The sequence below is a fragment of the Hymenobacter lapidarius genome, assembly GCF_001816145.1.
Classification (GTDB): Bacteria; Bacteroidota; Bacteroidia; order Cytophagales; family Hymenobacteraceae; genus Hymenobacter; species Hymenobacter lapidarius.
In genome coordinates, this window is the sequence record NZ_MDZB01000124.1 from 1 (window position 1) to 24,082 (window position 24,082).

Genomic DNA, 24,082 nt, shown 5'->3' on the forward strand with positions numbered 1-24,082 from the left:
CGCCCGCCCCGCGAGCCCCGGCCCGAAGGCCAAACCCGCGAACCTCGCGCCGATGGCGAGCGTCGCAGCCGCGGTGGCCGCAACCGCAAGCGCGGCACCAAGCCGGAAGGTGCTGCCGACGCCCCGGCTACTGGCGAAACGCCCCCTGCTTCGGTTGCCCCAACTGCATCAGCCGAATAAATTCGGATTTAGCGACAATAAAAAAGCGGCCTCTTGGAGCCGCTTTTTTATTGTCGCTAAATCCGGCTTGCAGCTATTGGTTAGCAGGGAGAAGCCAGCTGCTTTTGCACTGATTTGGCCCTACCCCACCACCTGTCCCACCCCAAACAGCACCGTGAACACCAGCGTGCTTAAGGCCATTTGCTTTAGCAGCGGGTCAATCTGCATGGAATCCTGCCGCCGCCACACCTGAATGGCGTTGAAGGCAAACAGCGGCACGGCCAGCGCAAACAGCCACTGCCAGGGCGAATGGTACGTGAGGGCCACAAACACCGTGGCGCTCCCCAGGCCCAGCAGCAGCAGCAGCCAGTGATAGCGCCGCGCGTGCATCGGCCCCAACCGCACGGGAATGGTGATTTTACCCGCCAGCACATCGGACTTGATATCGCGGATGTTGTTGACGTTCAGCACCGCCGTGGCGAAGCAGCCCAGCGCGGCGGCGGGCAGCAGGATTTGCAGCGGCAGCGCCCGCGCTTGCAAAAAGTAAGTGCCGCACACGCCCACGAGGCCGAAGAACAGGAACACCGAAATATCGCCCAAGCCCGCGTAGCCATACGGGTTTTTGCCCGCCGTGTAGTTCACCGCCGCCCAGATAGCGGCCAGCCCCAGCGCCAGAAACGCCAGAAACAGCCCGAGCCCGGCCGCGCCCAGCGCCACCCACAGCAGCGCCACGCCACTAGCCAGCGCCAGCAGCCCGCAAATAACCATGCCGCGCTTCATTTGGGCGGGGGAAATGGCGCCGCTTTGCACGGCGCGCTGCGGCCCTTGCCGGTGCACGCTATCGGCGCCGTTCTGGGAGTCGCCGTAGTCGTTGGCGAGGTTGCTGAGGATTTGGAGCAGGATGGTAGTGAGCGCTGCCAGGGCCACTACCGGCCCGTTGAACTGCCCGTTGGCGGCGGCCAGAAACGCGCCCGTGAGAATGCTGGCCAGGGCCAGCGGCAGCGTACGGGGGCGGAATGCAGAAATCCAGGGGGACATGGTGAAGAAAATTTGCTTCTTAAAACAAGAACGTCATGCAGAGCGCAGCCGAAGCATCTCTACCGCAATGCTAAAGCAGATTAATTACGCGGTAGAGATGCTTCGGCTGCGCTCTGCATGACGTTCTTTCAAGTCATGGCAACGTAAAACCTACTTTGCGATGTCCCCCAGCAGCTCGGCGCTCAGGGGCTTCACGTCGGCTTTGTAGAACTTCAGCACGCGGCCGTTTTCATCGACCAGGTACTTGCAGAAGTTCCACGACGGGGCGCTGTTGACGGCGCCGTTCTGCTGCTTGTCGGCCAGGAATTTGAACAGCGGCGCGGTGTCGGCGCCGGTTACTGATACCTTGCTGAACAAGGGGAAGGTGACGCCGTAGTTTTTCTCGCAGAACGTGGCAATCTGGGCTTCCGTACCGGGCTCCTGGCCGCCGAAGTTGTTGGCGGGGAAGCCCAGCACGGTTACTTTGTCGCCGTGCTTTTTATACAGCTCCTCCAAATCCTTGTATTGCGGCGTGTACCCGCACTCGGAGGCGGTGTTCACAATCAACAGCTTTTTGCCTTTGTACTGGCTCAGCTTCACGTCCTTGCCATCGATGGATTTGACCGTAAAATCGTAGACGGAAGCGGGCGCGGTGGTTTCGGCGGAAGTAGTCATGGGGAGGGGTTGGGCTGGTTTGGCCACGAGGTAGGCCGCCGCGGTAGCGGCCAAGGCCAGTGTAAAGAGAATGATTTTCTTCATGGGATGGAAACGTAAGGCCGAATCGACGCCTGCGTAACCGCGCACCGGCAGGCCGGGTTTTGGGCTGGTACGGTTTAGGTGGTGGGCGGCGTGAGCCACTTTTCCAGCAGTATGGGCTGGTAGGCCGCCAACTGGGTCAGCAGGTCCTGCGGGTCGGCTGATTGCAGGAGCTGGCCGCGGTTTTCGGGGCGCAGCAACTGGTCGTCGCACATGCGGTCGAGGGCCAGCAGCAGGTGGTTGTAGTAGCCATCCACGTTGAGCACGGCCACGGGCTTGCGGTGCAGGCCGAGCTGGCCCCAGGTCAGGACCTCGAACAACTCCTCCAGCGTGCCGTAGCCGCCGGGCATGGCCACGAAGGCATCGGCGCGGTCGGCCATCAGCAGCTTGCGCTCGTGCATGCTGCTCACCACGTGCAGCTCCGTGCAGCCGAGGTGCGCCAACTCCTTATCAGCCAGAAAATCGGGGATAACGCCCACCACCTGCCCGCCGTGGGCCAGTACGGCATCGGCGATGGTGCCCATGAGGCCTACGCGGCCGCCGCCGTACACCAGCGTGAGGCCCTGCGCCACCATGGCGGCGCCGAGAGCTTCCGCCTGGGCAACGTATTTCGGGTTGGTTCCGGTGCTGGAACCGCAGTAAACGGCAATGCTTTTCATATTATTGGAATTGTTGCTTGTTGCTCTTTCGGAGTTGCACTCCGAAAGCCGCCCGAGGTCGGGTCTCCCTCCGCCCCTATTGTTTAACTCATTCCGTTAGCTGCGACACCAAGGGGCTCTCGGAGTGCACTGAAAGAGCGAACTAACGTCAGCCCACTTATTACATGCGCTCGGGCACCTGAATGCCTAGGAGTCCGAAGGCGGCTTTCAGCTGCTCGCCGGTGCGGGCCGAGAGAGCCAGGCGCAGGTTGCGCCGGGCCAGGTCGGTTTCGGCGAAAATGGGCACTTTGGCGTAGAAGCGGTTGTAGTTGCGGGCCAGGTCGTAGGCGTACTGGGCCACTACGGCGGGCGACAGATTTTTGGCCGCTTCGGCCACCACGGCGGGGTAGCGCGCCAGCTCCTGTATCAGCTCGCTATCGGCGGGGTGAAGCTCGGTCACAGTGGCCCAATCGGCGGTGTCGGGGGCACCCAGCTCTACGGCTTTGCGGCGGACGGCGGCCGTGCGCGAGTGCGAATACTGGATAAACGGCCCCGTGTCGCCCTCCAGGTTCACCGACTCTTCGGGGTTGAAGAGCATGCGCTTCTTGGGGTCCACTTTCAGCAGGTAGTATTTCAGGGCGCCCAGGCCCAGCATATGGTACAGCTCCTCCAGCTCGGCCTCGGTGAGGCCCTCGGTTTTACCTTTTTCGAGGGTGGCGGCTTTGGCGGCGGCCACTACGTCGCGCACCAGCTCGTCGGCGTCCACCACGGTGCCTTCGCGGGATTTCATCTTGCCGGAGGGCAGGTCCACCATGCCGTAGCTGAGGTGGTGAATGGCCTCGGCGTAGGGCTTGCCCAGCTTTTTGAGCGTGGCCTGCAGCACCTGCATGTGGTAGTTCTGCTCGTCAGCGATGACATAAATGCTGCTGTCGTAACCGAAATCCTGGTACTTGAGCTCGGCCGTGCCCAGGTCCTGGGTGATGTACACGCTGGTGCCGTCGGCGCGGAGCAGGAGCTTTTCGTCGAGGCCTTCGGCCTGCAAGTCCACCCACACCGAGCCGTTTTCCTTCTTGAAGAATACGCCTTTCTGCAGGCCTTCTTCTACCCGCTCCTTGCCCAGCAGGTAGGTGCCTGACTCGTAGTAAAACTGGTCGAAATCGACGCCGATGTTCTTGTAGGTTTCGTCGAACCCCTCGTACACCCAGCCGTTCATCTGGCGCCAGAGGCTGACCACGGCCTCGTCGTTGGCTTCCCAGGCTTGTAGCATCTGCTGAGCCTCGGCCATGAGCGGGGCGCTTTTCTTAGCCACGTCTGTGGCCACGCCTTCGGCTTCGAGCTGCTTTATCTCCTCGCGGTAATGCTTCTCAAACAGCACGTAGTACTTGCCGGCAAGGTGGTCGCCCTTCATGCCGGCGCTCGTCGGGGTTTCGCCCTGGCCGAAGCGCTGGTAGGCAATCATCGACTTGCAGATGTGGATGCCGCGGTCGTTCACCAGGTTGGCCTTGGTGACGGTGGCGCCGGTGGCTTTCAGAATCTCGGCCACCGAGTAGCCCAGGAAGTTGTTGCGCAGGTGGCCCAGGTGCAGGGGCTTGTTGGTGTTGGGCGAGGAGTATTCCACCACCACGTTCTGGGGGCCATCGGTGGCCACGGGCGCGGTGGCAGGCCGGGCGCGCAGCTGCTCAAACACCTGCAGCCACTCGGCATCGGCTATTTCCAGGTTGAGGAAGCCTTTCACTACGTTGTAGCCGCTCACGCGGGGCTCGTTGCTTTTCAGCCACTCGCCCAGCGCCTGCCCAATTTGCTCCGGCCCCTTGCCGAAAGCCTTGGTGAGCGGAAACGTGACGAGGGTGAAGCTGCCGGCAAACTCCTTGCGCGTGGGCTGGAGCGTGAGGCTGGCGGCGGGGATTTCAAGGCCAAAAACTGCCTGAGCGGCAGTTTGCAGGGCGGTTTTGAGGGAGTTTTCTAGCTGTTGCACGGGGCAAAGGTACAATCTCCCCTTTTGCCCCCTGCCGGGCCCGGTAACTCTCCAAAAAAGAAGGTGCTCCGGCTTCGTTTTTGCTGGTGGCAGGCATTGCGGCCTGCCTCTGCACCAGCTCCGGTGCTACCGCGCCCACCGGACGGATGGACTATTGAAACTGGCGCAACGGGGAGTTCCGGCGGTGGCTGGTAGGGCCTTTTTTGTGACGGCAGCTTAGGCGGCAGGATTACAGGCCAGAAAATCTTCCGGAACGCCCACACCGTCCAAAAACGTTGGGGTTTCAACTTTCAACCAAAACCTGCTCCGCGTGCTATCAACCCACTTTCTGGCTGTTCCGAAATTCCATATTATCTGGCTGTTTGTGGGCCTGCTGGGAGTGCCGGCCTGCAAGAGCAACACACCGGAGCCCGCCCCCGAAGCGCCCGTAGCCGCCGAAACCGTCCTGACCGGCAGCACCCTGATTGCCGAAGTGAGCGCCGCCGACCTGGCCGGCCGGGTGCAGGGCGTGCCGCTGGCGGGCAGTCTGGTGCGCTACCCCATCAAAGCCTACCGCCTCACCTACCGCACCCGCACCCCGGAGGGCACCGAAACCACGGCTTCGGGCGCGGTGCTGGTGCCCGTGGCCACGGCGGCGCTGCCGGTACTCAGCTACCAGCACGGCACCCTGGAGCCCCGCAGCGAAACCCAGGCCCCCTCCTACTACGCCACGGGCTCCGACGTGTGGTCGGTGGTGTCGGTGCTGGCTTCCACGGGCTACGTGGTGTCGGCGCCAGACTACCTGGGCTACGGCGCCTCCAAGGCCCTGCCCCACCCCTACGAGCACGCGGCTTCGCTGGCCTCGGCCTCGGCCGATATGCTACGGGCCACCCGGGAGTTTTGTGAGCGGGAGAAGATAACCGTCAATCAGAAGAATTTTCTGCTCGGCTACTCCGAGGGCGGGTACGCCACTATGGCCCTGCACAAGCTGCTGGAAGAGAAATACGCCGCGGCGCTGCCGGTCACGGCCAGCGCGCCCGGCGCGGGCGCCTACCACAAAAGCGCCTTTGCCCGCTACATCCTGAGCGCCACGCAGCCGCTCAGCTTCCTCAGCTCCTACGTGTGGGTGCTGCGCACGTATGACCGCATCTATGCCCTCAACCGGCCCTTTTCCTTCTACTACCAGCAGCCCTACGCCACGCAGCTCCAGGCCGACCCGTTTGGCCCCGTGCCCAGCCAGCAGGCACAATTATTCGCCCCCGCTTTCCGCAATGCCGTGCTAAACAACAGCGACGCGCCCCTGGCCGCCGCCCTCGCCGACAACGACATTCACGACTGGAAGCCGCGCGCGCCGCTGGCCCTGTTCCACGGCACCGCCGACGACTACGTGCCCTTCTTCAATTCGCAGGACGCCTACGATGCCATGCAAAAGCGCGGCGCCACCCAGGTGCAGCTGCGGCCCATTCAGGGCGGCAATCACTTCACCTCGGCTACCACCTACACGCTGGGCGCGTACGCGTTTATCAGCCAGTTTTAGAGCTTAACGACACAGAATAGCCTTAAAAAGCAACGGTCATGCTGAGCGCAGCCGAAGCATCTTTACCGAGAGAGTAAATAATTACTATTGCGGTAGAGATGCTTCGGCTGTGCTCAGCATGACCGCTCTTTTTGTGCATTGCCCTTACCTGCTTACCACCTCATCCAGCCGCAGGCGGCGCTCAATGGCCTCGGTGGCCGCCTCCAGAATGTTGAAGGCGTTGTTGGCCATCGTATTCTCGCTATCCAGCGTGGGGTTGATTTCTACCATTTCGAAGCACACCACCCGGTCGTTTTCAAGCAGGGCACGGCACAGGGCAATGGCTTCGGGCACGTCGAGGCCCAGCTCGACCGGGGTGCCGGTGCCCTTGCTGAAGCGCGAATCCAGCGAGTCCACATCGAAGGAGATGTACACCATGTCGCAAAAGCGCAGCTGCTCGTAAATCTCACGGGCCACCTGGCGCGGGCCTTTGGTGCGGAACTCCGGGAGCTTAAAGTTTTTGATGCCCAGCTGGTCGATGATGGCGTTTTCCTGCTCCTCAGTGTCGCGCACCACCACGTACACCAGGTGGTCGGGCGTGAGCTTGGGACCGGGCTCGCCCAGGTCCTTCAGGCGGCGCCAGAAAAACTCCGTTTCGGGCTCGGGCACGTTGCGCTGGTGCGTGAGGTTGTCCTGGCCCAGGGCGGCGGCCAGGGGCATGCCGTGCACGTTGCCGCTGGGCGTGGTGTAGGGCGAGTGAATGTCGGCGTGGGCATCAATCCAGACCACGCCCAGGGTTTTGTGCGGGTAGGTGGCCTTGATGCCGGCAATGGTGGCGTTGGCGCTGCTGTGGTCGCCGGCCAGCACCAATGGGAATTCGCCGAAGCGCAGCGTCTGCTCCACGGCATTGGCGATGCCCTTCTGCACGGTGAGGATGCTGTCGATGTGCTTGGCGAAGGGGAAGTGGTTCTTGTCGAACAGCACGTGGTTGAGGTCGGGCACCACCACGGAGTTGAACCGGCGGAAGTAGTCGGAGCCCTGGTTGAGGCAGGCCACGCGCAGCGCGTCGATGCCCATGCTGGCGCCGCGCGTGCCGGCCCCCAGCTCGGAACGGACTTCCAGTAATTTTATGCGTTTCATCGGGTGGGAATTGGGATAGCAGGATGGCGGCACCGTTTTTTAGTGGTGAGTGATTAGTGGTGAGTGGTTAATTCTTTTCGGCAACCCGACAATTAACCCCTTAACACTGACCGCTAACCGCTAGAATCACGCTGCCTTGCGGCAGAAGCATCTGCCGTAGCCAAGTCGCTACTGTTCCATCGTCACGATGCAGGGCGGATTTCCGGAAGAACAATCAGCCGCTCCCCGGTTATTATCCTAACCCCGGCGGTACTTTTGTACTGCCCGCCGTAAAGGTCGGAAATTTCCGTTAGTTGTCCGTTACTCGTCGTCGTTGTCAGTGAAAAAGTTCTGACAACTGGCTACGGATTCCTGACAACTGACAACCAGCAACTGACAACTAAAAATGGATACCTATCACGACCTAATCTCCCAAACCTTCGATTTTCCCACGGCCGACTTCACCGTGCAGGACCACGCCCTGCGCTTCCACGACATCGACCTCATGGCCCTCGTGGAGAAGTACGGCACCCCACTGCGCCTCACTTACCTGCCCAAAATCAGCTCCCAGATTCAGCGGGCCAAGCAATGGTTCGCCGACGGCATCGCCGAAACCGGCTACACCGGCTCCTATTCCTACGCCTACTGCACCAAGTCGTCGCATTTCCGCTTCGTGCTGGAGGAGGCCCTGAAAAACGACATTCACCTCGAAACCTCGTCGTGGTTCGACATCAACATCATCCGCAACCTGCACGCCCAGGGCAAGGTCGACAAGCAGAAGCACATCATCTGCAACGGCTTCAAGCCCGAGGCCTACAAAAAGGAAATCGCCGACCTGATTAACGACGGGTTCGTGAACTGCATGCCCATCATCGATTCGCCCAACGAAATCGAATACTACCACGACCACGTGACGGAGAAGGTGAACATTGGCATGCGCCTGGCCTCTGACGAGGAGCCGCGCTTCCAGTTCTACACCTCGCGCTTGGGCGTGCGCTACTCCGACGCCATCCCCATCTACGAGCAGCGCATCAAGGACGACCCGCGCTTCACGCTCACCATGCTGCACTACTTCATCAGCACGGGCATCAAGGACACGTCCTATTACTGGTCCGAGCTGAGCCGCTTCGTGCACAAGTATTGCGAGCTGCGCAAAGTGTGCCCCACGCTCACCACCATCGACATCGGCGGCGGCCTGCCCATTCAAACCAGCATCCAGCCCGACTACGACTACCCCTACATGGTGGCCGAAATTCTGCGCACCATCCAGCGCATCTGCGCCCAGGAAGGCGTGCCCGAGCCCCACATTTTCACCGAGTTCGGCATCTTCACGGTGGGCGAAAGCGGCGCCACGATTTACAGCATCCTTGACGAAAAACTGCAAAACGACAAGGAGCTCTGGTACATGATTGACGGCTCGTTTATCACCAACCTGCCCGACACCTGGGCGCTCAATCAGCGCTTCATCATGCTGGCGCTCAACGGCTGGGAGAAGCAGTACAAGAAGATTCAGCTCGGTGGCCTCACCTGCGACTCGCAGGACTACTACAACTCCGAGAAGCACATTTACCAGACCTTCCTGCCCGAGCGCAAGCCGGCCGATGCGCAGCCGCTCTACGTGGGCTTCTTCCACACCGGCGCCTACCAGGAAAGCCTGAGCGGCTATGGCGGCATCAAGCATTGCCTCATCCCCGCCCCGCAGCACATCATCCTCGACCGCGCCGAGGACGGCACCCTTTCCGACCGGGTTTTCGCGCCCGCCCAGGAAGCGGCCAGCATGATGCGCATCCTCGGATACTAAAAATACAATTTTAGCGTTGGCATATTTTTTGAGAAATGCAGGCGTAGCTGCTTATCTTTGAAGTCCAAATCCGCCATATCCCACTCTTTTTTTTTATCATTATGAAGAAGCTCATTTTACTCGCTGCCGGTTTCGCGACGCTCTCGCTCGGTGCCTGCAACCGCCAGATTTGCCCTGCCTACAGCAGCAGCACCGTAGCGGAGCCTGTTGCCACGCCCGTGATGGCCAGCACCGCTACCCCTGCCGAGCGCCAGTAATTTCGGGTTTTGAATACAAAAAGGCCGGCTCCCTATGTGGGGAGCCGGCCTTTTGTGTGCTGTAGGAACGCGCCTTGGCGCGTTCGGTGGCTAGGTGCCTCATACCGGTATTTCTTTGCACCCGGTCACGGCTCACCGATTGAACGCGCCGAGGCGCATTACTACATCAGTATTATATCCGTGGCGGCTTGCAGGTCGGCTACGCGCGGTGTGAAGTCCACGGCTTCGGTTGCGCCCACCATGATGCCGCGCACGCCGATTTTGGCGCCGGCTTCCATGTCGCGGTACCGGTCGCCCACTATCCAGCACTGCGCCGGGTCGAGGTTGAAGCGGGCCACGGCTTTTTCGAACATGCCCGAATCGGGCTTGCGCAGGATGGATTCGCTCACGCTGGGGTGCGCATCGCCGAAGTAGAGGGCGTCCAAGGCCCCGTTGCAGGCGGCCTGCAGCTTGGCGTGGCAGGTGTGGACGTCGGCCGCGGTGTAGAGCTTTTTGGCGATGCCGGCTTGGTTCGTGACCACCACCAGGTAATAGCCGGCCGCTTTGAGGCGGGCTAGGCTCTCGGGCACGCCGGGGCTCACGATGAATTCATCGAGCTTCCACACGTAGTCGCCTATTTCGTCGTTCAGTACGCCGTCGCGGTCCAGGAAAACCGCTTTGTTCTTTGTTGTCATTGGGGCAAAGCTACGGGCCATCCGCAGGATGGCGAAGGTACCTTTGCAGTACTTTTTCCGGAACGACTTTATGAACATTGCCATCATCGGCGGCGGCATCAGCGGCCTTACTCTGGCGTGGTACCTGCAGCGGGCCGGCGTGGCCTACGACCTATACGAAGCCGACGCCCGCCCTGGCGGCAACCTGCACAGCCTCCACACGACCGAGGGCTACCTGCTCGAGACCGGCCCCAATTCCCTGCAGCTGAGCCCGGAGCTAGCCGACTTGCTCGCCGAGCTGGGCCTCACCGACCAGATTCAGGACAGTGCCGCCGTGAGTAAGCAGCGCTACGTGCTGCGCGGCGGCCGCTACCGGCAGCTGCCGGGCTCCCCCCCCGCCCTGCTCACCAGCGGCTTCTTTAGCCTGAAAGCCAAGTGGCAGCTGCTGCAGGAGCTGCGCAAGCCCGCCGCCCCCCTGGACACCGCCGAAACCGTGGCGCAGTTTTTCCGCCGCCGGTTCGGTCCCGAAATCCTGGATTACGCCGTCAACCCGTTTATGGCCGGCATCTACGCCGGCGACCCGGAAAAGCTGCTCCTGCACAAAACGTTTCCGCAGCTGGCGGCCCTGGAACAGGAGTACGGCTCGGTGCTGCGCGGCCTGGCCAAAACGGGCAAGGGCGCCCCACGCCGCCGCATTGTCACGCTGAAAAAAGGCATCGATACCCTCACCACCGCGCTGGCCAGCCAGCTCACGCACTACCACCCGGCCACGGCCGTCACGGCCATTGCCCGGCCGGCGGGCAGCGGGTACCAGGTCCAGGTGGCTACCGGCGCCGCTCCCCGCAGCTACACGCACCTGGCGCTGGCGCTGCCGGCGTATGCGGTGGCGCCCCTGCTGCAGCCTCTGTTTCCGCAGGCGGCGGCGGCGCTGGCGGCGGTGCACTACCCGCCCATGAGCGTGGTTTTCTCGGCCTACGCGCGCCCGGCCGTCGCGCACCCGCTCCACGGCTTTGGGGCGCTGCACCCCAAGGTAGAAGGCGCCTACGCCGCCGGCTCTATCTGGACCAGCGCCCTGTTTCCCGAACGCGTACCGGCCGGGCAGGTGCTTTTCACCACGTTCGTGGGCGGGTCGCAATACGAAGCCGCCGCCTCCCAACCCGAAGATGCCCAGCAAGCGGCCGTGCACGCCGAGCTGAGTCGTTTCTACGACATTTCAAGCCCACCGCTCTGGCAGGGCCGCTACCTGTGGCCGCGCAGCATCCCGCAGTTCGACGCGCGCATTGTGGCCGCCCACGCTGCGGCTGCCCAGCTCGAAGCCGAAAACATTGTCTCCGTCGCCAATTGGCGGGCAGGCGTGAGCGTCCCCGACTGCGTGCGCCACGCCAGGCGCACAGCCGAGAGCCTAACGCAGCTCCAGAGTTAGCACGAGGCCGTTTGAACGGGGTAGAGACGCAACATCTTGCGTTTAGTATTTGAACGGCTCGCGGGAGCACCGTCCGACGATTTCATTGAACGACGAGACGCAAAATATAGCGTCTCTACCCCCCGCACCAACCCTGGGAATTTCCTTAGTCCAGTTTTCCTTTCCCGCTTCATCACTGTTCATTATTCATTACGGGCCGCCGCCTGTGCAGCTTCGTAGACCGAAACCCTATCTTTGAGCCCATGAGTGCTGGCGTCGTCCTAATTCCTACTTACAACGAGCGCGAAAACGCGGAGCTGATAATCCGGAAGGTGATGTCGTTGCCGAGAGCCTTTGATGTGCTCATCATCGACGATGGCTCGCCCGATGGCACGGCCGCCATTGTGCGCAGCCTGCAGGCAGAGTTTCCCGGGCGACTGTTCCTAGAGGAGCGCAGCGGCAAGCAGGGCCTGGGCACTGCCTACATTTCCGGATTTACCTGGGCGCTGTCGCGCGGCTACGAGTACGTGTTTGAGATGGACGCCGACTTCTCGCACAACCCCGACGACCTGCTGCGCCTCCACGATGCCTGCCTGAGCGAGGGCTACGACCTGGCCATTGGCTCGCGCTATATCCAGGGCGTGAACGTGGTGAACTGGCCCATGTCGCGGGTACTGATGTCCTATTTTGCCTCGCAGTACGTGCGCTTCGTTACGGGCATGCCCATTCACGATGCCACGGCCGGCTTCAAGTGCTATTCGGCGCGGGTGCTGCGCGCCATCGACCTGCCCAACATTCACTTTGTGGGCTACGCCTTTCAAATTGAGATGAAATGGCTGGCCTACCAGTTGGGCTTCCGCATCAAGGAGGTGCCCATTATTTTCACGGACCGCACGCGGGGTACCTCCAAGATGTCGAAGGGGATTGTGCAGGAGGCTTTTTTTGGCGTACTGCAAATGAAAATCAGCAGTTGGCTGCACCCGCTCAAGCCGGTGGGCAACGCGGTAGCATCATAGCGAGTAAACCGGTTTGCCAGAATCGCGGTTTTCGTTGAAACCCGGGAGTTGCCGCCCGCCTGCTGCCCTTGCCCGGCGGCCTTTCTTTCGCGACCCGCTTGTTGCCCCAAGCGTATCTTGCCCCACGCATGCATAATACTCCCCTTTTCTGGTTACTTTTTAACGTGTTTGTTATCGGGCTGCTCCTGCTCGATTTGCTGGTATTCAACCGCAAGGCCCACGCCGTGAAGATGCGCGAAGCCCTGGGCTGGAGCGCCTTTTGGGTGGCCCTTTCGCTGGCCTTCAACTTCCTGGTGTACCGCACCATGGGCTCCGAAGCCGGCCTGCAGTGGCTCACGGGCTATTTGGTTGAAAAAGCGCTGAGCGTCGATAACTTGTTTGTCTTTCTGCTCATTTTCAACTATTTCAAGGTTCCAGACCAGTTTCAGCACCGCATTTTGTTTTGGGGCGTGCTCGGGGCGCTTATTCTGCGGGCCGTGTTCATTCTGGTGGGAGGCGCCCTGTTGGCCAAGTTCCACTTCCTGATTTACATCCTCGGCGCGTTCCTCATGTACACCGGCGTGAAGATGGGCCTGAGCGGCGACCAGCCCGACATCGACCCGGAAAACAACCCGGTGGTGCGGTTCCTGAGCCGCCACCTGCCCATCACCCGCCAGATGGAAGGCGGCAAGTTCTTCGTGCGCCGCGACGGCGTGCGGTTTGCCACGCCCCTGTTTGTGGTACTGGTGATGGTGGAAACCACCGACGTTGTGTTCGCGGCCGATTCCATTCCGGCCATCCTGGCCATCACCCGCGATACGTTCATCGTATTCACCTCCAACGTGTTTGCCTTACTGGGCCTGCGCGCCATGTACTTCGCCCTGGCCGGCATGATGCGCCTGTTTCACTACCTGCACTACGGCCTGTCGCTGATACTCGTGTTCATCGGCGCCAAAATCCTGCTCGAAAGCTTCTACCGCATTCCCATGCCCATCGCGCTGGGCGTAGTGGGCGGCCTGCTCCTGTTCAGCGTGCTGGCCTCGTTGATATGGCCCAAAGCGGAGACAGAAACAGAAGTGAATTAGCCTGGTGGGGGCGCCTGTTTTTGGCTTATTATTAAGTAGTTAAGCAAGATTAATTATATCTAAAAAGCCGTCATGCTGAGCTTGTCGAAGCATCTCTACCGCGCAACTAATTAAGTTTACTGCTGCGGTAGAGATGCTTGACAAGCTCAGCATGACGTTTTAGAGAAAGCCAGCTGGTAGCCAGGAAATTGCGCACCTGCTAACAACTGGCTATTCCTAATCAACAACCTACTTCGGCTCCTTGGGAGGGGTAACAGCGGGGGCACCGGAGTTCACGCCCGCATCGGGAGTCGTGGCGCCGGTATTGAGCAAGTCAATCAGGTTGAGCGGCTCAAACTGGCTGGAATCAGCAGCGGTTGTGGTGCGCGTGGTATCGGGGCGCGCGGCGAAATTCATGAATTGACGCGCCGGCCCGTTCAGGTTCAGCGAGTACGGCATGTTCTCACGGTCGGCGTCCCGGATGAGGCCGCGCGCGGCCATGATGTTCGCGATGAGGCGGAAGAAGTAACGGGTGCTGCTGCGCAGCCCGCCGTAGGCGTCGAACGAATAGCGCGAGTATTTGGGCTTGGGAATGATGCTGGCCAGGTAGAGGCTTTCGGACAGGTTCAGCTCGCTGGGATTTTTGCCGTAATAGAACAGGGCGGCGTCCTTCACGCCGTACACGCCGCGCTTGCCGCTGGGCCAGCGGTACTTGCTGGGTCCCCACTCAATGATGTTGAGGTACACCTCAAACATGCGCTGCTTGCTGGCAATGCGGGTGTTTTCGAGCAGCCACACAATCAGGGCTTCCTCCACCTTGCGGGCCACGGTTTTCTGGCGGGTCAGAAACACGTTTTTCACTAGCTGCATCGAGAGCGTGCTGCCACCGCGGGCAAAGCGCTTTTCCTTGATGTTTTGAATGGCCGATTTCACGAAAGCCTTTTCCATGAAGCCTTTGTGCGCGAAAAAGCGCGGGTCCTCGGCCGTGGTAATGGCGTGGATGAGGTAGGGCGACACGTCGTTGTAGGGCACAAAATCCGGATTGGGCGGGCCCACGGCGAAAGTGCGCACCGAGTCGCCCTTGTCGTTGTACACGGTGTGCTGGAAAGCGGTGTTCAGCTTGCTTAGGTCCTGCTCGCCTTCGCCAAAGCTGGTGAGCTTGAAGTTTTTGCCCTGCAGCCGTGAGTCAAACTTGAGGCTATCGACCTGCGCCAGGTCGAGGCTGCCGCTCATGCTATACGTGAGGGTACCCGTGCCCTGCACGCCCCGCACTTCGTCGAAGATACCGGTGGGCAGCGACGAGAAGAAGTCGTTGGCCTGGGTTTCACCCGAGCTTACTTTGATGGCAATGGCCCGGCTGGGCTTCATGCGCACGCTGATTTCGGGAAACAGCACAATCTTGTTCACCATGACCTGGCTGCCTTTCTCCAGCGCGACCGTACCCCGGCCCAGAGTAGCCACAAAATCGAGGGAGCCGCGCTTCACCTCAATCTCATCGGCGGCCAGTTTGGGGTGGTAGAGACTGAAATTGCGGGCTGCCACGGAGCCGCGCACGGTGAGTTCGCCCCCGGTGCTGTTGTTTTCAAAATCCTTGCCGTCGAGGCGCACCAGCACCGTATCGAAACTCACCATTGCCCCAAACCGGCGGGGCACGTAGGGCAGCTGCACCGACCCGCCCACGCCGAATACCCGCGCCGTGAGGGCGTAGTCGCCCGGCTCGATTTGGCCACTGATGCCCAGCTCATTCGATACCGAGTCGATGTTGGCCGTGAGGCGCCCCGAGATGTCGCCGCCTTCAATTTTGAGCTCCGGCAGGCGCAAAAACGCCGTATGGCGCGCGCTGAGGTAGCTCACGTAGAAATCCCGGAAGCGGGCCTCGCCCGGCACGTTATCAAAGGCGGTTTCCAGTACCTGGTTGAGCAGCAGGCCGTAGTTGGTGCCCTTGGTGGTGTCTACCGGTACCGTGCTGGCTTTCTGTTTTTTCACCAGAAAGCTGTAGTTGTTGCTGGTTGCGGTTTTGCGGGCCGTGAGGCGGGCCGTCAGAATTTCGAGCTCACTAAACACCGGGCGGCCCGCAAACAGGGAGCGCACGCTCAGGCTGGCCTGCAGGCGCTTGGCCGTCAGGAGGGTATCGGTGGGGGTGGCGCGGGGCACCAGGCTCATGCCCGCAATTTCCACAGTTTTGAAGCCCACGAAACTGGCGGGCCCCAAGGTCAGAATCACAGGGTACTTGCGCTCAACCTTGGCTTTTACGGCATCCAGCGCATAAGCAAGCAGCTGCTGGCGCTTCCACTGAAATACAGCGAAAGCCAGCAGCAGCAGCACAGCCAGGCTGCTCAGAATGCCAAAAATAAGTCGTTTGCGGGAAGGGGATATATACACGGAACTCAATAATGTGGGCGGGTTCGCCAGCGCCAAAGGTAAGAATAACAGAAGCCTTAATGCGTAATTGGCCCCGCCGGGCTGCCCAATCTATACGCAGGACGGGACGGCCACGGTGCAGGCCAGCAATAGGCTGCCCCTGTTCTGCCCCGTACTTTTGCGCCCATGCCCAGCCCCCTCACCGCTCTTTCGCCCCTCGACGGGCGCTACGCCCGCGCCACCGCCCCTTTGGCCCAGCGCTTCTCCGAAATGGCCCTGATACGCTACCGCGTGCTCGTCGAAGTAGAATATTTCATCGCCCTGGCCGAGTTGCCGCTGCCCCAGCTGCAGGCAGTTCCGGCTGATGTCTTTCCGGCGTTGCGCCAGCTGTACGAGGGCTTTGCCGAGGCCGATGCCGAAGCCGTGAAAGCGCACGAAGCCGTGACGAACCACGACGTGAAAGCAGTAGAATACTGGCTCCGCGACCATTTTACGGCCCTGGGTTTGGACAGCTACCTGGAGTTTATTCACTTCGGCCTCACTTCGCAGGACATCAACAACACGGCCATCCCGTTGAGTTTCCGCGATGCGCTGATGGGGGTGCTGCTGCCGGCTTTTGCGCAGGTGCGCAATGTCCTGGCGGCGCGGGCACAGGAGTGGGCCGCCGTGCCTATGCTGGCCCGCACCCACGGCCAGCCGGCCTCGCCCACGCGCTTGGGCAAAGAAATCGAAGTGTTCGTGGCACGGCTCGACGCTCAGGTGGCGCTGCTGGCGCAGGTGCCCTTCGGCGCCAAGTTTGGCGGCGCTACCGGCAACTTCAACGCCCACCACGTGGCCTACCCGCAAGTGGACTGGCACGCCTTTGCCGCCACCTTCGTAAATGACCGGCTGGGCCTCACCCGCTCCTTCCCCACCACCCAGATTGAGCACTACGACCACCTGGCCGCGCATTGCGACGGCCTCAAGCGGCTGAATACCATCCTGCTCGACCTTGCCCGCGACGTATGGCAGTACATCTCGCTGGGCTACTTCAAGCAGACCATTAAAGCCGGCGAAGTAGGTTCTTCAGCCATGCCGCACAAGGTGAACCCCATCGATTTTGAAAACGCCGAGGGCAACCTGGGCGTGGCCAGCGCCCTGCTGGAGCACTTCGCCGCCAAACTGCCCATCTCCCGCCTCCAGCGCGACCTCACCGACTCCACGGTGCTCCGCAACCTGGGCGTGCCGCTGGGCCACATTCTTATCGCCCTCGGCGCCCTGCAGCGCGGCCTGGGCAAGCTGGCCCTCGACGAATCGGCGTTGCAGCGCGACCTCGAAGCCAACTGGGCCGTGGTTGCCGAAGGCATCCAAACCATTCTGCGCCGCGAAGCCTACCCCGACCCCTACAACGCCCTCAAGGCCCTTACCCGCACCGGAGAGGCCATTTCGGCAAGCAGCATTCGCACCTTTATCAACACCCTGGAGGTGAGCGAAGCCGTGCGCGCCGAGCTGCTGCACATCACCCCCTCCAATTATGTAGGAGCGTAACGCCGCCTACCTTTGGGTTCCATCCTTTTGCCGCTTCCCTTGACGCTTCACCCCGATTGCCGCCATTTTCGCGGCGACCTCCCCTGCCGCCCCAACAAAACCCACGGCTACGTCTGCGAGGGCTGCCCGGTCTATGCGCCCGTCACGCAACGGGTGCTCATCATCAAGCTGGGCGCCATCGGCGATGTGATTCGGACCACGCCGCTGCTGCGGCGCCTGCGCCAGGAGCGGCCGGGCTGCGCCATTACCTGGCTCACGCTCACGCCTGCCATCCTGCCCCAGGCTGAGATTGAGGAGGTTCTGAAGTTTGATTTTGCCAGCGCCCTGCAGCTGCAGGCCCGGCAGTTCGATGTCGTCATCAACCTCGATAAAGAGAAGGAAGCCTGCGCGCTGCTGAACACCATCGAGGCCAAGGAAAAATACGGGTATGCCCTGCGCCCCCACGACGGCGTACCCTGGCCCGTGAATGCACTGGCCGAGCATAAATTCCTCACCGGCGTCTTCGACCAGGTGAGCCAGGCCAACACCAAGCCTTACGTGCAGGAAATATTCGAGCTCTGCGGCTTTGATTTCCGAGGCGAAGAGTACGTCTTCGATACCCACGACGACAAAGGCTACGACTGGAGTGCCTTGCCCACCACACACCCCCGCATCGGCCTGAACACCGGCTGCGGCGACCGGTGGACTACCCGCCTGTGGAGCGACGAAAAGTGGATTACCCTCATTCAGGGCTTGCAAGCGGCTGGCTACACGCCCGTCCTGCTGGGCGGCGAGGCCGAAGATACCCGCAACCGTGTGCTACACGCCGCCACTGGCGCCGCTTACCTGGGCACCTTCCCCCTGCCCCAGTTCATCAACCTGATGAACCAAATGGATGGCATCGTGACGCAGGTGACCATGGGCATGCACATCAGCATTGCCCTGCGTAAGCCCACCATCCTGATGAATAATATCTTCAACTCCCACGAATTTGACCTCTACGGCCGGGGCCAAATCGTGCAGCCAAACAAGGACTGCGTGTGCTTTTACCGGGGCAGCTGCAAATTGGGCACCAGTTGTATGGAAGATTTGCCGGCCGAAAAAGTACTAGCCGCCGTGCAAAGCACTCTGCCGCTGCATGTATTGTAGCACTCAGCACCGAAATGCTCCGCGGGTCTCCTACGTGCTTATTCCGCTAGCGGCAGGGCCACCAAGCACTTAGAATCTATCCAAATAAGCCTGTCATGCTGAGCGCAGCGAAGCATCTCATCAGGCTGGAACGAGTCGTTCAGCTGTGACAGGATGCCTCGCTGCGCTCAGCATGACAGGCCCGCAACTTCCTTTAGTGCCGCCACCATCATAGGCCAGGAAAACTGCTTTTTCTGCTCCCGAACGCCAGCGGCAAAATCATCCTCCCGCCCGTGGGCATAAAAATCAACAATGGCATCGGCAATGGCCGTCGGGGTAGGCGGCACCACGTACCCCACCACGCCATCGGGAATCAACTCCGCCAGCCCGCCCACGTCCGTAACCAGCATGGGCCGCTCAAAATGATAGGCAATTTGGGAAACGCCGCTTTGGGTAGCGTTTTTGTACGGCTGCACCACCAAATCGGCGGCGCAGAAGTAGTCCACCACTTTCTCGTTGGGAATAAAATCGGTGGCCCGCACTATCCGCTCTTCCAGGTTATACCGATGAATCAGAGCATCATAGGGCGCGGCGTCTTCGTAAAACTCACCGGCCACAATCAGCTTGACTGGCAACGCAGCCACGCGTTTGTCTGCAAACGCTTCTAACATAATATCAAGCCCCTTATAAGCTCGGATAAACCCAAAAAACAGCAGATAGCCCGTCGAATCTGGTAACCCCAACGCCTGCAGAGCCGTGTCTTTCGGCTTTATTGGCCCGAAGTTGTCGTACAAAGGATGGGGGCGGTACAGGGCCGGCTTGCTTGCGAAGCCCAAGCGCTGTAAATCAGCCAGCACGCTGCGGCTCATGGTCACAAACCCGTCGCAGGCGCTCAGAAAGTAGCGGGTAAGAGGTCCGTCGCCGGGTCGCTTTTCGTGGGGAATCACGTTGTCGGTGATGGCCACCACCCGGGTATGCCCGTTGCCGCGCACCAACCGCGCCACCGTGCCCAGCGCCGGCCCCATAAAGGGAAGCCAAAACCGGAATATCACCAGGTCCGGCCGCTCGGCGCGCAACTTGCGCCCTACTTGCCACCACGACCACGGACTCACCGAATTCAGACTGACTTCAATCGCCACATCCGCTGGCCCGGCTTCCGTACTAAACTGCGTCTGCCCGGGAAATAAAAAGTCCGGGTACTGCAGCGAAAACGTGACGATGCGCACCGCATCGTCCGCCTCGGCAAAAGCCCGCGCCAGCCGCTCGTTATACGTAGCCAGCCCGCCCCGCAGCGGATACGCCGGGCCAATTATTACCACTTTCATTTTTTCGGTTGCCATCCAGCAGCTAGTCAAGGGCCATATCAAACGCCTTTTACTACGCAGCAATTGGCTTTAGTTAAGGGTTTCCCGCACCAGATAATCGTCACGTTTCGGCCCGTTCAGCTGAATCATTTCACCCAGGAATCCGGCCACAAACAGCAGCACTCCCACAACTACCGCCGTCAGGGCCAGAAAAAATAACGGCTGTTCCGTCACCTGTCGCGCCTTTAGGTTGTGCATCGACAGCCATACTTTCTCGCCCGTCAGCCAGAGCGTAATCAGCAGTCCAAGCAGAAACGACAAAGTACCCAGCGTCCCAAAAAAGTGCATCGGCGCCCGCCGGAATCGTCCCACAAACGTGATACTCAGCAAGTCCAGAAACCCGAAAATGAAGCGTTCCAGCCCAAATTTGGTCACGCCGTATTTGCGCTCCTGGTGTTGCACTACCTTCTCCCCAATCTTGCGAAACCCATTCCATTTTGCAATCACGGGAATGTAGCGGTGCATCTCGCCGTACACTTCAATGCTCTTTACCACCCGCGAATCGTACGCTTTCAGCCCGCAATTAAAGTCATGCAGTTGAATGCCCGACACTGCCCGGGTCGCTCCGTTAAACAGCTTGGTCGGAATGGTTTTCGACAGTGGGTCGTAGCGTTTCTGCTTCCAGCCGCTCACCAGGTCGAAGCCCTCCTCGGTAATCATCCGGTACAATTCCGGCAGCTCATCCGGCGAGTCCTGCAGGTCGGCGTCCATGGTAAAAACCACCCGCCCGCGCGCGGCTTCAAACCCCACATTCAGGGCCGCCGACTTGCCGTAGTTCCGGTTGAACCGGATGCCCCGCAAGGAGCTATCCACCGCCGCTAGCTCTTCAATCACCGCCCAGGAATCATCCGTTGAGCCGTCATCAATCAGAATCACCTCATAGGTCAGGTGGTGCGCGTTAAGCACCTGCCCTATCCAGCGCGTGAGCTCAGGCAACGATTCTGCCTCGTTCAGCAGCGGAATGACGATGGATGCTTCCACCGGAAACATGACAGATGGCTTATTCAAATTCTGGCTTCGTATGCTTAATAAATGCGGATATTACCAACGAAAACACCAACCCGACCAAAACGCTCGAAATCACAACGGCAACCACCATAAAGGGGCCATTCATAAACTTCCCGGCCATGGCCATGCTCTGGTCGATTTGCTCGTCCGTCAGCTTGCCGCCTTCTTCCATGCCGGCCCGCACCTTTTCCGTCATGCGCGCCACGGCGTCCGTGTCAATGATGTTCATGTACACATACGTGAAGATGGCGCTGAGCACCCCCACCACTGCCGACACCATCACCCCAATACCTAGCCCTTCGCCATAGCTCATAAAGCCGAGATTATTAGCCTTGTAGTAGCGCATAGCCATTACCAAACCTCCAATCAAAACCAAATAACTAATGTATTTGATGGGGCTGTCCTCCATCTGGGCTGCAAAAATGCCAAAGGAGATGATGATGCTGACCAGGCCCGTAAGCAGCCCGTAGCGCAGGCCGACCGAAGTAGTTGAAACCGAAGTAGAATTTGTTTCCATGTGGTGTTTGAAGGGTAAATGAGCCGAAAGGTAAACCAAATTATTCCCGCAGAAAAATACCGGCCGGAATAGCCAGGACTAGCCCCAGTAACATAATCTGAGTAAAATTCCCACCAGCCAATTCCCGGGAAGTGATATTGCCTACGTTGCGAATCTGCTGTTGCATTTTCTGCTCACTGCGCTTCACTTTGGGATTCTCCCGCTGCTGTGCCCGCACAATTTCCAGCATTTCTGCCCGGTTCAAATCCAGTGCTTGCTCGCCCGCAATCGCCGCCAGTCCAATAAGGCTCAGGGAAGAAATCACAGCGGCCACCAGCACCGTCAAGGCCCCAACTCTCAGGGCACGCCCCAATCCTGGTTTTTCAGGTTTCAGCTTTCGGCGCAGCACCCATTGGCTTGCAACCGCCGCCAGGGGCACAAGCAGCTGCGCCAGAATTTGCTTGGGCCCAAATGCGTTGTTGCCGCTCAGGTACAAAAACAGCATCCATCCAGCGCACACCAAGCCCACCCCAACACCAAAGCGCAACCCCACCCTAGTCACCTCGCCGTCTGTTGCCTTCACATTGGATACCGAGGGTTGAACAGAAGACTCAGCCATAATTACGTGCATCAATTGAGGCAGCAAGATACGGCCTGGAACTGCTTAGCGGCACAAAATCCGCAAGCCTGCTCCGGTTCAAGCCGCGCTCAGCTTCGCCCCCGGCTTGCGCCGTGCCCCGAAACGCACCACTACCGCTTCAGCCAGCAGGCAGACCAGAGCCAGCGCTACAAAATATCGCCAGAGCGGCGTTCCCGCCTGCTCAGCCCGGTATTTGGCTAGGCCAACTCCGTCCACGCCGCCCTCCAGTACCTGCACATTCGGCCTATTTGGCCCTATCAGCGCCCGCAGTTCATCCGTAGAGTAACACGCCAGTTCCGATTCCTGCTTACTCTGATTGAACGCCAGCGTAGTAATGAGGCTTGTGCCTTTCTTGACCTGATAAAAACCAGCCTGGTCCATCCCTTCCGGTAGCTCCAATTGCACCTCCTGTCCCACCACGCGTTGCGGCGGAATAAGCATCAAACTATCTTTCACAAATCGAAAGCCCGTTTCATCCCCTTGCCGTTTATCATCCAACGTGGTCCCCGACTTTCGGCCCAATTGCAAAGAAATACTGTTGCTCGACAGCCGATAAGCCGGCAGTTGCTCGTTTCGGTAGCTCAACATCGCCATCCGGTACATCACCGGTACAAATAGCGCATGCGCCACAAAGTCCGAGTATTCCCTGGCAAACGGAGCAGAAAACACATAGACCTGGCCTGCCCCGCTGGTAAACTTGGCCAGATAACTATCCCCGTCCCGCAGCCGCAGAAGGTCTGTCCCCGTACGGGCCCAGCGCAGCACAGGAGCAATCCGCGGCATGGTCGCCGCACGTTGCTGCGCCCCAAAAACCTCCCTGAAGAAAGGCTCTCGGGCATTTGGCATGGCTACTTCACGGAGTTCCGGGGCAGCTGTCTTTTGCGCCCACTCTACTGTACCCAGCCCTAAGTCAGTAAAAAGCAACTGGTAGCTGCGGTGCCCCACCGGCTCATTACCCGGCACCACCACCACACTGCCGCCGCGTTTCAGCACAGCCCGCAGCCCGTCTCTCAACCCTGCCTCGACCTCCCTCACCTCGCGTACCACAACCAAGTCAGCCTCCCGCAACCGGGCGTAATCCACGTTGACCGCCCTTGAAAAGGAGTAAGCAAACAATGGCTCATTTTCATATAAACTCCGCGTAACTGGCTCTTCACCAATCTCTAAAACCCTAATTACGCCCGACGGTTGCAAAGTAAAATTAAAAACATTGTCGAAAGCAACGGCAGCATCCTCCGTGACTACCCTTCCCAACACCATCGCATCGTCTTGCACCTGCACCTGAAGCACTTGGGTCGTAACCTGACCAGCCGCTATATCTACTCGAAAAGCACCAACCTGCCGGTTTCCCAGGAATACTTTCACAGGACAGTCCCGCGCTGCCAGTAAACCTCCATTACGCAATTGCACATGCAAACCCACATTCGTCCGAGGTCTCACAAAAGCATCATTCAACCACACACTATCAACATAAACATTGGCAGCAGGCTTGCCAGCTATCGGAACCAAAATCACTTTACCCTGCCCGTCAATCCTATCAATTACCTCATCATTAATGGCACTACGCTGGAAGTCTGAGATTATGTACAAATCTCTAGCATCATTATCCCTACTGCCAATTATCGATAATGGCTGCCGCGCACCTATACTGAGACCATCAAGTTTATCAAGGTACAATGAACTGGAAATTAAACTATTTCCAGTATTCAATAATTTAAAATCGTTTATTCCCTTGTCACCCGTTGCCAGCCCTCTAGCCTGCGCAAGAACACCTTCAAATATGTTTCCCTCTAGGTCGCCCCTCCTTTGTGTACTCAAAGAGTTATCTACAAGTACATCAATCCCACCACTACTACCAGTAGTAGCTATTCCGGACTGGGATATAAAAGGCTGAGAAAAAGCCAGTACTAAAGCACCTATTCCCAGTACCCTTATCAGTAACAGCACCAGATTCTGCACCCTGCGGTGCTTAACCATCGTTACCTCAACCTCCTTTATAAAAGATGTATTAGTAAATAAAACCCGTTGAGGCCGTCTCAAATTCAACAAATGAATAACTACCGGAATGGCCACTGCTCCCAAACTAGCCAAAAACCACGGATATACCAATTGCATTGCACGGTTGTTAGAAATGGCGATTAATAACTTGGGGGCTTAGGAAGCAAAGCCGGTTAGAGGGGCTGTTGACGAAGTAATTTAAGGAGCAATTTATAGAAGTCCTCGTAGCGATGATTGAAGCGGAATTCGG

Annotated in this window: 21 protein-coding genes; 9 read left to right on the top strand and 12 right to left on the bottom strand. The window is 59.4% G+C overall.

Going from position 1 to position 24,082, the window contains the following annotated elements:
• A partial coding sequence (locus tag BEN47_RS21515; RefSeq protein ID WP_204378330.1) for a hypothetical protein occupies positions 1-180 on the top strand: 180 nt, incomplete at its 5' end.
• Between the two features lie 120 nt (positions 181-300).
• Here the strand turns inward: BEN47_RS21515 and BEN47_RS14110 are convergent.
• The 4 genes from BEN47_RS14110 to argS all read right to left on the bottom strand — a co-directional run bounded on the left by BEN47_RS14110 (position 301) and on the right by argS (position 4,545).
• Positions 301-1,197, bottom strand: a complete 897-nt coding sequence (locus BEN47_RS14110; RefSeq protein ID WP_070729041.1) for a 1,4-dihydroxy-2-naphthoate polyprenyltransferase — start codon at positions 1,195-1,197, stop codon at positions 301-303.
• A gap of 150 nt (positions 1,198-1,347) precedes the next feature.
• Positions 1,348-1,935: a glutathione peroxidase gene (locus BEN47_RS14115; RefSeq protein WP_070729042.1), complete on the bottom strand. Its 588-nt coding sequence runs from the start codon at positions 1,933-1,935 to the stop codon at positions 1,348-1,350.
• Between the two features lie 74 nt (positions 1,936-2,009).
• Positions 2,010-2,591, bottom strand: a complete 582-nt coding sequence (locus tag BEN47_RS14120; protein WP_070729043.1) for an LOG family protein — start codon at positions 2,589-2,591, stop codon at positions 2,010-2,012.
• A gap of 160 nt (positions 2,592-2,751) precedes the next feature.
• Positions 2,752-4,545: an arginine--tRNA ligase gene (gene argS, locus BEN47_RS14125; RefSeq protein ID WP_070729044.1), complete on the bottom strand. Its 1,794-nt coding sequence runs from the start codon at positions 4,543-4,545 to the stop codon at positions 2,752-2,754.
• Between the two features lie 310 nt (positions 4,546-4,855).
• On the opposite strand from argS, the gene BEN47_RS14130 reads away from it, so the two are divergent.
• Positions 4,856-6,061, top strand: coding sequence for an alpha/beta hydrolase family protein (locus tag BEN47_RS14130; protein WP_083322434.1), 1,206 nt, complete (start codon positions 4,856-4,858; stop codon positions 6,059-6,061).
• Between the two features lie 144 nt (positions 6,062-6,205).
• Here BEN47_RS14130 and BEN47_RS14135 read toward each other — a convergent pair whose 3' ends face one another.
• Entirely contained in the window at positions 6,206-7,180 is a 975-nt protein-coding gene (locus BEN47_RS14135; RefSeq protein ID WP_070729045.1) for an arginase, read from the bottom strand.
• Between the two features lie 385 nt (positions 7,181-7,565).
• Between BEN47_RS14135 and BEN47_RS14140 the strand changes: the two genes are divergently transcribed.
• Both BEN47_RS14140 and BEN47_RS21520 read left to right on the top strand, forming a co-directional pair.
• Positions 7,566-8,960: a type III PLP-dependent enzyme domain-containing protein gene (locus BEN47_RS14140; protein WP_070729046.1), complete on the top strand. Its 1,395-nt coding sequence runs from the start codon at positions 7,566-7,568 to the stop codon at positions 8,958-8,960.
• A 101-nt stretch (positions 8,961-9,061) separates the two neighbouring features.
• Positions 9,062-9,217, top strand: coding sequence for a hypothetical protein (locus BEN47_RS21520; RefSeq protein ID WP_158011022.1), 156 nt, complete (start codon positions 9,062-9,064; stop codon positions 9,215-9,217).
• Between the two features lie 161 nt (positions 9,218-9,378).
• Here BEN47_RS21520 and BEN47_RS14145 read toward each other — a convergent pair whose 3' ends face one another.
• A complete protein-coding gene (locus BEN47_RS14145; protein WP_070729047.1) occupies positions 9,379-9,891 on the bottom strand; it encodes a D-glycero-alpha-D-manno-heptose-1,7-bisphosphate 7-phosphatase in 513 nt (170 codons plus the stop codon).
• A gap of 70 nt (positions 9,892-9,961) precedes the next feature.
• On the opposite strand from BEN47_RS14145, the gene hemG reads away from it, so the two are divergent.
• The 3 genes from hemG to BEN47_RS14160 all read left to right on the top strand — a co-directional run bounded on the left by hemG (position 9,962) and on the right by BEN47_RS14160 (position 13,352).
• Positions 9,962-11,293, top strand: coding sequence for a protoporphyrinogen oxidase (hemG, locus tag BEN47_RS14150; RefSeq protein ID WP_070729059.1), 1,332 nt, complete (start codon positions 9,962-9,964; stop codon positions 11,291-11,293).
• Between the two features lie 242 nt (positions 11,294-11,535).
• Positions 11,536-12,288, top strand: a complete 753-nt coding sequence (locus BEN47_RS14155) for a polyprenol monophosphomannose synthase (protein WP_070729048.1) — start codon at positions 11,536-11,538, stop codon at positions 12,286-12,288.
• Between the two features lie 128 nt (positions 12,289-12,416).
• Positions 12,417-13,352: a TerC family protein gene (locus BEN47_RS14160; protein ID WP_070729049.1), complete on the top strand. Its 936-nt coding sequence runs from the start codon at positions 12,417-12,419 to the stop codon at positions 13,350-13,352.
• Positions 13,353-13,580: 228 nt separating this feature from the next.
• Here BEN47_RS14160 and BEN47_RS14165 read toward each other — a convergent pair whose 3' ends face one another.
• Positions 13,581-15,713, bottom strand: a complete 2,133-nt coding sequence (locus tag BEN47_RS14165) for a transglycosylase domain-containing protein (protein ID WP_125921690.1) — start codon at positions 15,711-15,713, stop codon at positions 13,581-13,583.
• A gap of 165 nt (positions 15,714-15,878) precedes the next feature.
• Here BEN47_RS14165 and purB point away from each other — a divergent pair, with 165 nt between their 5' ends.
• Positions 15,879-17,219 (top strand): adenylosuccinate lyase, encoded by a 1,341-nt coding sequence (purB, locus tag BEN47_RS14170; RefSeq protein WP_070729051.1) that lies wholly within the window; start codon positions 15,879-15,881, stop codon positions 17,217-17,219.
• 39 nt (positions 17,220-17,258) lie between these two features.
• Positions 17,259-18,347 carry a glycosyltransferase family 9 protein gene (locus BEN47_RS14175; protein ID WP_070729052.1) on the top strand — a complete coding sequence of 363 codons (1,089 nt, stop codon included), beginning with the start codon at positions 17,259-17,261 and terminating at the stop codon, positions 18,345-18,347.
• Between the two features lie 167 nt (positions 18,348-18,514).
• Here the strand turns inward: BEN47_RS14175 and BEN47_RS14180 are convergent, their stop codons facing one another.
• The 5 genes from BEN47_RS14180 to BEN47_RS14200 form a co-directional block, all read right to left on the bottom strand.
• Complete coding sequence (locus BEN47_RS14180) at positions 18,515-19,666, bottom strand: glycosyltransferase (RefSeq protein WP_070729053.1); 1,152 nt, start codon at positions 19,664-19,666, stop codon at positions 18,515-18,517.
• 54 nt (positions 19,667-19,720) lie between these two features.
• A complete protein-coding gene (locus BEN47_RS14185; RefSeq protein ID WP_070729054.1) occupies positions 19,721-20,680 on the bottom strand; it encodes a glycosyltransferase family 2 protein in 960 nt (319 codons plus the stop codon).
• Positions 20,681-20,690: 10 nt separating this feature from the next.
• Positions 20,691-21,215, bottom strand: coding sequence for a DUF4199 domain-containing protein (locus BEN47_RS14190; RefSeq protein ID WP_070729055.1), 525 nt, complete (start codon positions 21,213-21,215; stop codon positions 20,691-20,693).
• A 40-nt stretch (positions 21,216-21,255) separates the two neighbouring features.
• Entirely contained in the window at positions 21,256-21,813 is a 558-nt protein-coding gene (locus BEN47_RS14195) for a DUF4199 domain-containing protein (protein WP_158011024.1), read from the bottom strand.
• A gap of 78 nt (positions 21,814-21,891) precedes the next feature.
• Entirely contained in the window at positions 21,892-23,949 is a 2,058-nt protein-coding gene (locus tag BEN47_RS14200; protein WP_158011026.1) for a BatA domain-containing protein, read from the bottom strand.
• Positions 23,950-24,082: the final 133 nt, after the last annotated feature.

Excerpts from the sequence above, each read along its gene's own strand:
- BEN47_RS14110 (WP_070729041.1), bottom strand. The coding sequence starts at position 1,197 with ATGTCCCCCTGGATTTCTGCATTCCGCCCCCGTACGCTGCCGCTGGCC.
- BEN47_RS14115 (WP_070729042.1), bottom strand. The coding sequence starts at position 1,935 with ATGAAGAAAATCATTCTCTTTACACTGGCCTTGGCCGCTACCGCGGCG.
- BEN47_RS14185 (WP_070729054.1), bottom strand. The coding sequence starts at position 20,680 with ATGTTTCCGGTGGAAGCATCCATCGTCATTCCGCTGCTGAACGAGGCA.
- BEN47_RS14140 (WP_070729046.1), top strand. The coding sequence starts at position 7,566 with ATGGATACCTATCACGACCTAATCTCCCAAACCTTCGATTTTCCCACG.
- hemG (WP_070729059.1), top strand. The coding sequence starts at position 9,962 with ATGAACATTGCCATCATCGGCGGCGGCATCAGCGGCCTTACTCTGGCG.
- purB (WP_070729051.1), top strand. The coding sequence starts at position 15,879 with ATGCCCAGCCCCCTCACCGCTCTTTCGCCCCTCGACGGGCGCTACGCC.
- BEN47_RS21520 (WP_158011022.1), top strand. The coding sequence starts at position 9,062 with ATGAAGAAGCTCATTTTACTCGCTGCCGGTTTCGCGACGCTCTCGCTC.
- BEN47_RS14160 (WP_070729049.1), top strand. The coding sequence starts at position 12,417 with ATGCATAATACTCCCCTTTTCTGGTTACTTTTTAACGTGTTTGTTATC.
- BEN47_RS14190 (WP_070729055.1), bottom strand. The coding sequence starts at position 21,215 with ATGGAAACAAATTCTACTTCGGTTTCAACTACTTCGGTCGGCCTGCGC.
- BEN47_RS14155 (WP_070729048.1), top strand. The coding sequence starts at position 11,536 with ATGAGTGCTGGCGTCGTCCTAATTCCTACTTACAACGAGCGCGAAAAC.
- BEN47_RS14135 (WP_070729045.1), bottom strand. The coding sequence starts at position 7,180 with ATGAAACGCATAAAATTACTGGAAGTCCGTTCCGAGCTGGGGGCCGGC.
- BEN47_RS14120 (WP_070729043.1), bottom strand. The coding sequence starts at position 2,591 with ATGAAAAGCATTGCCGTTTACTGCGGTTCCAGCACCGGAACCAACCCG.
- BEN47_RS14180 (WP_070729053.1), bottom strand. The coding sequence starts at position 19,666 with ATGGCAACCGAAAAAATGAAAGTGGTAATAATTGGCCCGGCGTATCCG.
- BEN47_RS14195 (WP_158011024.1), bottom strand. The coding sequence starts at position 21,813 with ATGGCTGAGTCTTCTGTTCAACCCTCGGTATCCAATGTGAAGGCAACA.
- BEN47_RS14145 (WP_070729047.1), bottom strand. The coding sequence starts at position 9,891 with ATGACAACAAAGAACAAAGCGGTTTTCCTGGACCGCGACGGCGTACTG.
- BEN47_RS14200 (WP_158011026.1), bottom strand. The coding sequence starts at position 23,949 with ATGCAATTGGTATATCCGTGGTTTTTGGCTAGTTTGGGAGCAGTGGCC.